Source organism: Marinobacterium mangrovicola, from assembly GCF_004339595.1.
Classification (GTDB): Bacteria; Pseudomonadota; Gammaproteobacteria; order Pseudomonadales; family Balneatricaceae; genus Marinobacterium_D; species Marinobacterium_D mangrovicola.
In genome coordinates this window covers 840,741-852,385 of record NZ_SMFU01000008.1, presented here as the reverse complement: position 1 = coordinate 852,385, position 11,645 = coordinate 840,741, and the positions used below count along the sequence as shown (strand labels likewise).

10 protein-coding genes are annotated in these 11,645 nt (G+C 57.7%); 5 read left to right on the top strand and 5 right to left on the bottom strand.

Going from position 1 to position 11,645, the window contains the following annotated elements:
* Position 1 precedes the first annotated feature (1 nt).
* The 5 genes from CLV83_RS12160 to CLV83_RS12140 are packed head-to-tail and all read left to right on the top strand — an operon-like array spanning position 2 to position 4,229.
* On the top strand, positions 2-652 hold the full coding sequence (locus tag CLV83_RS12160; RefSeq protein WP_132292480.1) for an iron-containing redox enzyme family protein: 651 nt from the start codon (positions 2-4) through the stop codon (positions 650-652).
* A gap of 10 nt (positions 653-662) precedes the next feature.
* Entirely contained in the window at positions 663-1,559 is an 897-nt protein-coding gene (locus CLV83_RS12155; protein ID WP_132292477.1) for an SDR family oxidoreductase, read from the top strand.
* A 2-nt stretch (positions 1,560-1,561) separates the two neighbouring features.
* Entirely contained in the window at positions 1,562-2,212 is a 651-nt protein-coding gene (locus CLV83_RS12150; protein ID WP_132292474.1) for a tetratricopeptide repeat protein, read from the top strand.
* Positions 2,213-2,221: 9 nt separating this feature from the next.
* Positions 2,222-2,884 carry a response regulator gene (locus tag CLV83_RS12145; protein ID WP_132292471.1) on the top strand — a complete coding sequence of 221 codons (663 nt, stop codon included), beginning with the start codon at positions 2,222-2,224 and terminating at the stop codon, positions 2,882-2,884.
* A 4-nt stretch (positions 2,885-2,888) separates the two neighbouring features.
* Positions 2,889-4,229: an ATP-binding protein gene (locus CLV83_RS12140; RefSeq protein ID WP_132292468.1), complete on the top strand. Its 1,341-nt coding sequence runs from the start codon at positions 2,889-2,891 to the stop codon at positions 4,227-4,229.
* Between the two features lie 26 nt (positions 4,230-4,255).
* On the opposite strand, the gene CLV83_RS12135 is transcribed toward CLV83_RS12140, so the two are convergent.
* The 5 genes from CLV83_RS12135 to CLV83_RS12115 form a co-directional block, all read right to left on the bottom strand.
* Positions 4,256-5,125, bottom strand: a complete 870-nt coding sequence (locus tag CLV83_RS12135; RefSeq protein WP_132292465.1) for an efflux RND transporter periplasmic adaptor subunit — start codon at positions 5,123-5,125, stop codon at positions 4,256-4,258.
* Entirely contained in the window at positions 5,122-7,095 is a 1,974-nt protein-coding gene (locus tag CLV83_RS12130) for a preprotein translocase subunit SecA (protein WP_132292462.1), read from the bottom strand. The genes CLV83_RS12135 and CLV83_RS12130 overlap by 4 nt, the downstream gene beginning before the upstream one ends.
* On the bottom strand, positions 7,088-9,238 hold the full coding sequence (locus CLV83_RS12125; RefSeq protein ID WP_132292459.1) for a PqqD family peptide modification chaperone: 2,151 nt from the start codon (positions 9,236-9,238) through the stop codon (positions 7,088-7,090). Before CLV83_RS12125 ends, CLV83_RS12130 begins: the two co-directional genes overlap by 8 nt.
* Positions 9,239-9,248: 10 nt before the next feature.
* Positions 9,249-11,114, bottom strand: a complete 1,866-nt coding sequence (locus CLV83_RS12120) for a GAF domain-containing protein (RefSeq protein WP_132292456.1) — start codon at positions 11,112-11,114, stop codon at positions 9,249-9,251.
* Between the two features lie 68 nt (positions 11,115-11,182).
* A complete protein-coding gene (locus CLV83_RS12115; RefSeq protein WP_132292454.1) occupies positions 11,183-11,551 on the bottom strand; it encodes a DUF3467 domain-containing protein in 369 nt (122 codons plus the stop codon).
* Positions 11,552-11,645 lie beyond the last annotated feature (94 nt).

Here is an 11,645-nt window from a genome sequence, read left to right as displayed (position 1 = left end):
CATGTCTTTCTATCAAACGCTGCAACAGGAAACCGAAGCCGCCCGTGAGTATCTGCTACAGGCGCCGATCATTCAGGCGTGCAAGCACGGCGATATCAGTCAGAACCAATACATCGCGTTTCTGACCCAGGCCTATCACCACGTCAAACATACGCTGCCGCTGCTGATGGCCTGCGGTAGTCGTCTGCATGAAAGCCAGGAGTGGCTGCGTGAGGCGGTGGCGGAATATATCGAAGAGGAAACCGGCCACCAGGAGTGGATTCTCAACGACCTGGCCGCCTGTGGCGCCGACAAGGAAGCGATCCGCCATGGCCAACCCGCCATAGAAACCGAACTGATGGTGGCCTACGCCTATGACCTGATCCATCGCGTGGCGCCGGTGGGCTTCTTCGGCATGGTGCAGGTGCTGGAAGGTACCAGCGTGAACCTGGCCACGCCGATGTCTCACATCATCCAGCAAAAGCTGGGCCTGCCGGATGCCGCATTCAGCTACCTGCGCTCCCACGGTTCGCTGGACCAGGACCACATTCAATTCTTTGCAGAACTGATGAACCGGATCGACTGTCCTCAGCAACAGCAACGTATTATCCACAGCGCGCGGGTTTTCTATCGTCTTTACGGCGATATTTTCCGCAGCCTGCCAACGCAATAAGGGAAAACCGATGCAATTCAGAGATCGTCACATTCTTATTACCGGAGCCTCTGGCGGAATCGGCAGCGCGCTGGCCATCCTTCTGGCACGCCGTGGCAGCAGTCTGCTGCTTCACGGGCGTAACCAGAAAGCGCTGGATGAGATAGCCAGCAAGTGCATGGAACAGGGGTGCCCGCGGGTGGTGACCTGCAGCGCCGACATCAGTAATGAAGCGGGCCGCAAACGGCTGACTGACTGCGTCTCTACCTCTTTCCCCCTGTTGGACACACTGATCAACAACGCGGGTATCGGCTGCTTCAACCTGTTTGACGAGCAATCGCCGGAGCTGATCGAAAGGCTGATCACGACTAACGTCACCGCGCCGATCCTGCTCACCCAGGCGCTGCTGCCAAATCTTACCGCCAAACCTGAGCCTCGCATCCTGAATATCGGTTCCGCCTTCGGCGCCATCGGTTATCCCGGTTACACCACCTACTGCGCCAGTAAAGGCGCGTTGCGCATGTTCAGCGAATCTCTGGCACGGGAATACGCCGACACATCACTGAAGGTTCAATATCTGGCACCCCGTGCTAGCCCCACCGCAATCAACACGTATCGCGCCAATCAGATGCTGGCAGCCACCGGCGGTAAGAGCGATGCACCGGTAACGGTGGCCGAGGCGGCCATTAAGCTGCTGGAGTCGGGCAAGGCCCAGGCCGCCGTCGGCTGGCCGGAAAAGCTGTTGGTACGCCTCAACGGCCTGCGCCCGGAACTGATCAGCGCGATGCTCAAACGTCAGCTGCACAAGATAAAACCTTATGCGCGCAGCACTGACGTAGATACAGGCGCGCAGACTGCTCGCCATCAAGCATCACACCGGGATCAACATCCATTAAAGGAACGCTCCCTGAGCGGTAAAGGGGCCTGAAAATGAAGCCTTTCCAGTTTTTGCGTATATCTCTGTTCAGCGCAGCGTTCGGACTGTCAGCCTCCCTGGCCTTGCCCGCTCAGGCAGCCACCGATGAGCAGCTGCTACCGATCCAGCATCAGTGGGCGAAAATCCAGTATGATCTTCCGGAAAAACAGCGTGCCAGCGCTTTTGCCACCCTCGCCGCGCTGATTGAGGCGGCACGTGACAGGTACCCTGAGGATACCGAACTGCTAATCTGGCAGGGTATAGCGGTCAGCTCCCAGGCAGGCGCCGAAGGCGGTTTGGGCGCACTAAAACTGGCAAAAAAGGCGCGCAAACTATTTGAACAGGCGATCGAGCAGAACCCGGCCGCGCTAAACGGCTCGGCGCTGACCAGCCTGGGGACGCTGTACCACAAGGTTCCCGGCTGGCCACTGGGTTTCGGCGACGACGACAAGGCCGCCGAGCTGTTTAAGCAGGCGCTGGAGATCTCCCCGAACGGGCTCGATAGCAACTATTTTTACGGCAGCTACCTGCTGGATGAGGGCGATAAAGCCGCCGCGCGAGCTGCTCTGCAAAAAGCGCTGGCTGCACCGCCGAGGCCACAACGTCCCAAGGCCGACGCCGGACGTCGCCAGGAAGTGGAACAACTGCTCGAGAAACTGAGCTAAGGAACAGGTATGAGAATACTGGTGGTCGAAGATGACCGCTTACTGGGCGACGGCATTCGGGCGGCGCTGCAGAAAGCTGGAGAAACCGCTGACTGGGTCACCTCGGCCGAAGATGCCTGGCATACACTGCAACTGGAGCACTTTGACTGTCTGCTGCTGGATCTGGGCCTTCCCGGTATGGACGGCCTGGAGATGCTGCGCAAGCTGCGTCGCAACGGCAATGAACTGCCGGTGCTGATCCTGACCGCTCGCGATGCGGTCGAGGACCGTATCGCCGGGCTCGATGCCGGCGCCGACGACTACCTGCTCAAGCCATTCGATCTGTCTGAACTCAAGGCACGCCTGCGCGCCGTCACCCGCCGTTACAAGGGCTATAGCGATACCCTGCTGACTCTGGGAGAACTGCAGATCGATGCCCAGGCACAGCGCGTTATATACCGCGGTGAAAACATCACCCTGTCTCGACGAGAATACGGCCTGCTGCAAACCCTGGCAGAAAACGCCGGCCGCATCCTCAGCCGCGACCGCCTAGAGGAGACTCTGTATGGCTGGGGTGCCGAGGTGGAGAGCAACACTCTGGAAGTGCATATCCACCATCTGCGTAAAAAGCTGGATCCTTCTCTGATCCGCACCGTACGCGGTGTGGGTTACATGATCGACAAGGCCGAATAGACAGATGCGTTCGATCCGTAAAACGCTGACCATCAGCCTGCTTACCTTCGGCCTGCTGGCTGGTCTGACCACCGCCACCCTTGCCTACCTTGCCGCCAAGGAAGAGGCTGAGGAGCTGTTCGACGCGCAGATGGCACAGATGGCACGTCTGGTGGAACAGCTGGCACCGGATGACGCCTCGCTGCCGCTGGTGATCGAGAACGAAGAGCCCTGGACGCCCGCCCACCCCTATGAAGAGAAACTCTCCTACCGCATCGTCAGCAACGCCGGCCAGGTGCTGATCGCCTCACCAAGTTTTCCCGCATGGATCGACCATGAGCCGGTGGATGGTTATCACGACCTGGATCACCCGGGCGAGAACTGGCGCATGTTTACGCTGATCGGCGAACAGGGCCAGAACCATATCCAGGTGGTGCAAAGCGATAAGGCACGTACCGAGATCGCCACCAAAATCGCCCTCACCAACACCCTGCCAATTCTGGTCTTCCTGCCTCTGCTTTGCCTGGCGATCTGGTGGCAGATCGGCCGTAATCTCAAGCCTCTGGTTACATTGAGTGAGGAGGTTTCCGAGCGCGGTTCCGGTCACCTGGATCCGGTGCGTCTACAGGAGGTACCCACTGAAATTAACGGTCTGGTGCGCGCCCTGAACCGCATGCTGCAGCGCCTCAAGCTCAGCTTCGAGCGCGAGCGCCGTTTCACGGCCGATGCCGCCCATGAACTGCGTACTCCGCTGGCGGCCCTGCAGATCCATTGCGAAAACCTGTTTGCGGAGCTCACGGATGAGCAGTCCCGGCGCAGTGGCGAACAGATCCTCAGCGGACTCAAACGGATGAACCGCATCGTCGAGCAGCTGCTGCACCTGAGCCGTCTGGACCCGCAGGAGCGGCTGGCAGACAACACGCCGCTCAACCTGACCGAACTCTGCCGCGAGTTGATTGGAGATCAGATTCCCTTTGCCATCGCCCGCCAGATCGACCTGGGCCTGACAGCGCCCGATACCGATCTGCAGGCCAAGGGCCACGCGCTCTACCTCAGTATTCTGCTGCGCAACCTGGTGGATAACGCCCTGCGCTATACCCCGCGAGGGGGCGAGGTCACACTCGAGTTGGAGAATCAGAAAGGCCAGGTGCAGATCAGTGTCATCGACTCAGGACCCGGACTTAGCGAAGAGCAGAAACAGCGGGTGTTCGAGCGCTTCTACCGCGGCCACAACAAGAGCGACGGCAGCGGGCTGGGGCTGTCGATCGCACATCAGATCGCCGAGCTGCATGGCTCCGAGGTCAAGCTACTCGACCGGGAAGATGGAAAACCGGGGCTGGTGGCAAGGTTTACGCTGCCCGGCTGAACGCCATCAAAAGGACCTTCCAGTGTTCAGGAACCGGCCTCGGTCTGGGCCTGCTGGGCAATGGAGCCCTCCTCACCGCGAAGAAACTGGAGCGAGCAGTGCATGCCGGCGGGCAACTGGTAGTCTTGGTTAGGTAACTCCAAACGCACGCCAAAGGTGCGGCTCGATGCATCGAACACCGAGTCAATCGCTATAACCCACGCCCGATAGCTGCTATCCGACACCAGTTCAGGAGAGACATCGGCTGCCATTCCGATCTCTATTTCAGAGTAAAGCTGAACCGGCAGATACACTTCCACATGCAGGGGGTCTATCGCGGCGATCGTCATTAACGGCGCCTGTTCGTAAGCATATTCACCCTTGCCGAGCGAGACTTCTGTGACGATACCATCGACCGGGCTGCGAATAACTCTTCGTGCCAGCTTCTGCTTGGCATACTCGTATTCAACCTCCGCTATATCCCTGTCATAGGCGGCGCTATCGAGCGACAAACGGGTCAGGCGCAGCTCCACTTCCGCCTGATCGTAATCCTTGGCGGAGATGACATTTTTTTCCCGCAGAGAGACTAAACGATCGAGCTCCTTGCGCCTGAAATCGACCTGCACACGAGCGGAGCGTATTGCCTCATTGCTCTCAGCCTTCATCTTGGCCAGGTCGACCGATATGGTTTCCAGCGCACGCTCCAGATTAGCGACCGGCTGCCCCTCTGTGACTTTTTCCCCTCTTTTCACCAGCACCTCTTCGATGACTCCATCCTCCGAGCTACCTAACTTAATGGTGGCTCTAGGCTCGATCACACACTTGTACCCCTGTGCAAAGAACTCTTCCGCCTTCAGGCCCGGCGCAAGCGCTAAACATCCGACCAGCAAAGCTCCATACAGCGGAAACGGTTTCATTCCATACCTCCAGACAGTGCCAAAATACGGGAAAGTCTCTGATCTGCAGCCATCAACTCCTTTCTAACCCGAGAGTGAGACCGTTCAACCCGGCGCTGCGCCCGGGAAAAAGCCAGGCCAAGAATCATGCTCTTGAGGCCTGGCAATCTGGCCAGCGAAAACCACAGCTGCCGGCCAGGCAGCGCCTCAAGTAACGGATCCTCCATGGAGAGCAACACCCGGGTGCTCCCGGGGTCCCCCTGGCGACCACAGCGCCCTTCCAGCTGAAGGTCGATCCGACGTACGTCATGTCGCTCACTCAATATCACATGCAGCCCACCGCGCTCGTGAACTCCGGGCCCCAGCCGAATATCTACGCCTCGACCCGCCATATTAGTCGCAACGGTGACGCGCCCGGCCCAACCCGCTTCGGCGATAATTTGTGCCTCCTCCTGGTCCTGGGCGGCGTTAAGCACGACATGCTCTATCCCTCTATCGCTCAGAGCAGAACTCACCTGCTCCGAAGCCAGCACCGAACGGGTACCTATCAAAACGGGACGCCCCGCCTCCTGCAGCGCTGCCGCCTCCGCCACTATCAAGCGCATCTTGTCATCCTGCGTGCGGCAGTAGCAGGCCGGGTGCCTCTTGCGCTGGCTGGCTCGGTTTGGCGGTATACGCGTGACAGGCAGGCGGTAAACCGCACGTAACTCATCGGCCAACCCGGCAGCCGTCCCGGTCATGCCGGCGAGCCGTTTATAGCGACGGAAGAAGCGCTGGTAGGTCATGCGTGCAACAGCCAGCTTGCGACTGGTCACCTCACACCCCTCTTTAACTTCGATTATCTGATGCAGACCATCACTCCAGCTGCGATCTTCCATCACCCTGCCGGTGTATTCATCGACGATCTGCACCCGTCCATCGACGACCAGATAATGCTCTCCGCGATGGAACAGAAGACGCGCCATCAGGGCCTGACGTACCCCGTCCTCGCGCCTTACCTTTCCGCGCCAGACGCCACCGAGCTGCTCCCCCTGGTCCGCCAGAAACGCCTTTCCCTTCTCGGTCAGCTGAATCTGTCGCCGGGCCGGGTCGAGGCTGAAATGCACCTCCTGCTCCAGCAGCGCAGCCAGGTCCCAGGCGGCTTCCGCCCAGACTTTTTCGGCCGCAGCGTCGGTCTTTTTCGAGATAATCAACGGGGTGCGAGCCTCATCCACCAGGACACTGTCGGCCTCATCAACAATCGCGAAATGCAGCCCCCGCATTACGGTTGTTTGCTGTGCCTGGTGCGTGATGGATCCCAGCTTCATGCGTATGTTGCTGGGCGCTGATCCCAGCACCAGGCGGTCACGCAGATAATCAAACGCCACCTCCTTGTTACTGACATACACGATATCGGACGCATAAGCCTGCCGGCGCTGCTCAGGCGCGGTTTCGTGAACCACAGATGCACTCCTGAGCCCGAGGGCAGTGTAGAAGGCGCTCATCTCCAGCTGATCGCGTTGTGCGAGATAATCATTCACCGTAACGACATGTACCCGGATCCCCGCCAGAGCTGCCGTCGCTGCAGCCAGTGAGGCGGTCAACGTTTTGCCTTCACCCGTGCCCATTTCCGCCACCCGCCCATTGAGCAGTGCATGAGCCCCCTGTAGCTGCACATCAAAAGGACGCTTTTTCAACTGCCGCTCAGCGATGACTCTCAGCAACGCAAAGGTTCTGACCACCGCGTCGCCCTTGAGCCCTTCACGACGTAAATATTGACGCTGCCGGGTCAGCTCTTCTGACAAGGCCTGATCGTCCAGCAGCGATATATCGTCCTCTAACACCCCAATTCGGGTGATAAAACTCCTTGTTCGATAGCGCTCAAGCCGGTCGTTCACAGGTGCCACTATCCCCGTCAAACGCGCCTCTGCCCGGTCGGACCAACTCAGACCGGGGTCGCTGCGCTCATCATGGAAGCACAAGGGCGGAAGAAGGAAACCGGTATCAGACATTGAAGTGTTTCAGGAAGACCTGCCTCACATGACGATAGATCCGCCCCGCTAACGGTTCGTAACCGTGACTGAGACGCACATGAACGCGACCGCCCATCTCCTTGGCATTTAGCTCGAGTTCGGGCTTCAGCTCTATAACCAGAAAACGACTCAGGGAGATCATCTGCTCCTGCTGTGCAGGATCCAGCGAGAACTGGCCCCCACCCGACTTACTCAACGCAAAACTCGGTAATTTATCCGACAGCTCGGGCACCACTCGAACGATCCCCGCCGGCAATACACGCTCGATCCGATCGGCTGTACGTATCTCAACCTTTTCCAGGCGTTCGCGTACCAGGTCTGCCTCCTCCTCTGGCACCACGACTCGGATCAGCGGCTCATCAGGCACAATGACATAACCCAGGATCTGCCCCTTGCTCAGGTGACGTCCGATTAGATCCTGGGCTCGGGGCATAATGAACACGCCATCTCTGGGGCTCTTGATCAGCAGAGCGTTCTGTTTCGCCCTTGCCAGCTCTAAATCCGCCCTTGCGTGGCGCAGCTGTTCGGCGATCATTTTTGCTTCCGTCAGATCGACAAAGTCCCGGTCTGCGTAACGTAGCTCCAGCTCATCCACCCGGGCGTGCAGTATGCGGGTGCGTGAGGCGAGCAGCGGATCCTCAAGTTTTATCAACGGTGTGCCCGCCTGAACGCGCCGATTGGGCTGTTCGAGCAACTCCACTACCTGACCATCAGCGCCCACATGGATCGCCGCTTCACCGTCACTCCAGACGACTCCCTGCGCCAGGGTGGCATAGGGCAAGGGCAAGGCCAGCAACACCGAAGACACCAGCAGAACAAACAACGCGGATACACCCAGAGCCCGCCCCCGGTTGCGACGCAATATGGGAGCCGAGAACAGAAAGGCGAGCATTTTGAACAGTGGGATACCCAGCATCAAAATGACCGACCAAATAGCGATAAGGACGCCGACCACGAAGAACTTGGAGGCAACCAGCATCACGATCGCCGTCATGATAATCAGGCGATAGATAAAGGAAGCGATAGAATAAAAAACGAACCAGGGCCGTTCGCCACTCTGGGTAACGGGGGACTGGGCATCAGGGACCCCGAACAGATAGCGCTGAATCAGGTAGCCGATATACCGGTTTGCCCGCATCCCCAGATTGGGGATTTCGATCAGGTCACTGAAGATGTAATAGCCATCGAACCTGAGCAGGGGATTCCCGTTCAGCAGCAGTGTAGAAATACCGCCGATCAGCATCATATTGAAGGCGATCGCCCGTACCAGCCCCTCTTCCGCGTTCAGCCATACAAACATCGCCAGCGCCGCGACAAACAGCTCGGTGACTATGCCTGCCGCGCCAACCAATGCTCGCTGATAACGGTTTTTAAACGCCGTAGCGGCCGAGGCGTCCACGTAGGGAACCGGAATAAATACCAGAAACATGACGCCCAGCTCATGCACTTCACCACCCCAGTGCTTAACCAGGTAGCCATGGCCCAGTTCATGAAAGGCTTTAACGAAGGGATAGGTAAACAGGAGTACAAACAGGTTTTCGGTGGCTAAAACCCGGTCAACTATATTCTGTGTCAACTCGGACCAGTGCATCCCGGCCAGCACTGATGCATAGGTTACTACCGCGATGAACAGCAAAATGCCAAACCAGGAGAACAGGGGGCGCACCAACGGCAGCGTGGCGCTCAAAAAGTCATCGGGATCCCAAATCGGGATACGCAGCGCCAGCGGGTTGATCAGGCTCATCAACTTTTTCTTGCGGCTGCGCTTGGTTCCGCGTTCGGTAAGCTCATGCAGGTCAGGCAAGGCATCACCAAACAGCACGTCCGCCTGATGCAGCTGTGCAAGCAACCTGATCATCTCATCCTGGGTCAGGGCATCATCGCCAAGGTGCTCGCAGGCCTGGTCCCAGATCTGCTCGACGCTATTGCCACCATTCATCAGCGAAATAACGAAGTAGGCGCCAGGCGTAAAACGATGAAAGCGACCCGAAGAGCGATCCTGGAGTACATACCAGATTTGTCCACGGTAGGTCTGGCGATGGATATTGGTATGGTGTCTCAAGCGTGGCTTAAAATTGGCGACACGATACCAGTTGGCGCTATAGAACGATCTGGATGACATAAGCGCTTCCTCAGGGGATCCATTTCCAGAGATTCAAGCGTATCCAGTCGACCATTTTTTCGGTCCAGATACGTATCAGCAGCCGGTCACCCACCAGCGTTTTCCCAACCCCCTTCATCCCCGGACGTACATGGCTATCCGCCGCTGAGAGCGAAGCCTCAACGGCAAAGAAGTTGCGCCCATCGGCCTGCTCCGCCAAGGGCGTCAAGCGCTCAACCTGGTACTCAAGTTCATTTTCCGGTGCCGACGACAGCCGCAATAAACCGGTCTGCCCCACCGACACAGACTCGATATCGGTTTCATCGACCTCAAGGATGACGCGATATTCATTCAGCGGAGCCAGAGTAAACAGTTCCTGGCCCCGCTCCATTGCGGCACCAATCGACTGGGTCAGATCTCCGCTGACAAGCACGCCATCGAAGGGTGCAACGATGCGGGTACGCGCCAGCTGTTCATCCAAAAGCGCTATTTGGGCCGCGGCCTGGTCGATCTGTGCCTGAATAATATTGGCTTCTGCCCGTTCCCTGTTACCCAGCGCGCGATCGAACTCACTCTGACGCTGATGCAGGGTGGTGCTCCAGCGTAACCGCTCCAGTACCAGGTCACGATCATCGAGCGTTGCCAGCAGCTGACCACTTGTTACCTCTTCGCCGGCCCGTGCATGCTGAGTGAAAAGGTAGCCTTCAAGCGGAGCTACAATCACCCGTTGTACCTGACCTTCGACGCGAGCAGGCGCGGTCACCCGATACTCGCCTTCAAGGAAGGAAAACAGAACAACCAGCCCCAGGAGGATCACTGAAGCCAGCTTGCGGCCGAGATAATGTGGTCCGAACAAACGTACCAGTTGCAGCCGCAGGGACTCATAAATCTTGAACAGGACCGAGCGGTCATTATTGCGCTTTTCAAGCAGGATAGGCCCTAGTACTGATGCCACCCCGTCACACAGCGTAATGTCCGCTTCACTGAAGGTTCCTTCGCTTTTTTGCAACACCAGCGCTCCACAGGGGGAGCCTGCTGCACGAAGGGGAATAGTCAGTACCGCGGAACAATTTTGCTGTTCAGCAAGCCACTGATGGGCGCGGGTGACGCGGTACTCCCAACCTTCCTGAACCGGGTAATGCACAATCACCTCTTGATCAACCGCTTCGTCCATCGCATCTGCGATGCTGCGTACCAGGTTCATGCGCTTGCCAAACTCAGCGGAGTGCGAGATCGCATAAACCCGGCAACCCGAGCGGCTGATAAATCCAACACTGACCGGGTCACAATCCAGCTTCTGCGCCAGCTCTGTCACGACGCTGTTACAGGCGTCCTGAGCCCCTGCTGGCTCCAGGGCTGAAGCGATCAGATCAAAGGCGGCTTCGGTTTGCTGACGTTGTTCGAGATCATCGTCATATTGGGTTCGACGGATCAGCACCTCGACCCAACCACTCCCCCACTGCAGCTGACGCAGCGCGCGGCGCGAATCGACCGCCGCATCACCTACCGTGATCGCCACAACGCCAAACAGTTGCTCGCGTAATAGAATCGGGTAAGCCAGAGAGATAGAGGTCGCGGTTGTGCCACCATTGTGCAGCGCCACCCCTCTGCGCTCGGCCATGGCGCTTTCGGCAGCCTTGACGGTTTCCGCAGCGACTGAGGATTCGGGCGGCCAGACCGCCGCCGGCGCAAAGGGACCCACCTCAGGCTCGCCCAATACCAGCACGGCATTCAGTGCATCACCGATAAGATGACATTGCAGCGCGAGCCAGTGACTGGCCCACTCTTCATTGGAGGAAGCACTGCGGAACTGTTTCCACAGGGCCTGTTCAAGCAGCGTGTAGGTACTTCGGCTTTCACCTGCAGTAGCCTGACCAGCGGTATGTGTGCCACTCACACTGGGTCCCTCCCCCTACAATAACGCCCTCCGGGAGTACGCCCGGAGGGAGAAAAGATCAAAAGAGACTACTGAACACTTTTATCTGTCGGGGGAGTGGTCGGAGTGGGTGCCGCTGAAGTGCCTATATCGAGAGACCCGTAGCGGGATTCATACTGCTTTAATACAGCTCCCATCAACAACCAGAGACGTTTGGCTGCATGGGGATTCAGAACAAGGCGGTCACTGAGTTTAACGTGAAATTCCTGCTTTTCGCTTATTTTCCAAGTTTCGTTTGTACCAAAAAACAGGTTTACCTCTTCCCTGGTACTTGATGCATTCACGACATTGGCATAGGTACTTCGCATATCAGAGTCGTCCCAGTCCACGATCGGTGCTGCTGGACGACCATCTTCAACATTTGCACCATTTTCACCGTTGCTCTGTTTCTTATCCATAACGTTTCCCTTCTGGTTGATATCAAAGAGTCTTTTACAGACTAGACCAGCATATAGATCTCATCCAGTTAAATAGAAAAACAATTTACTCCTT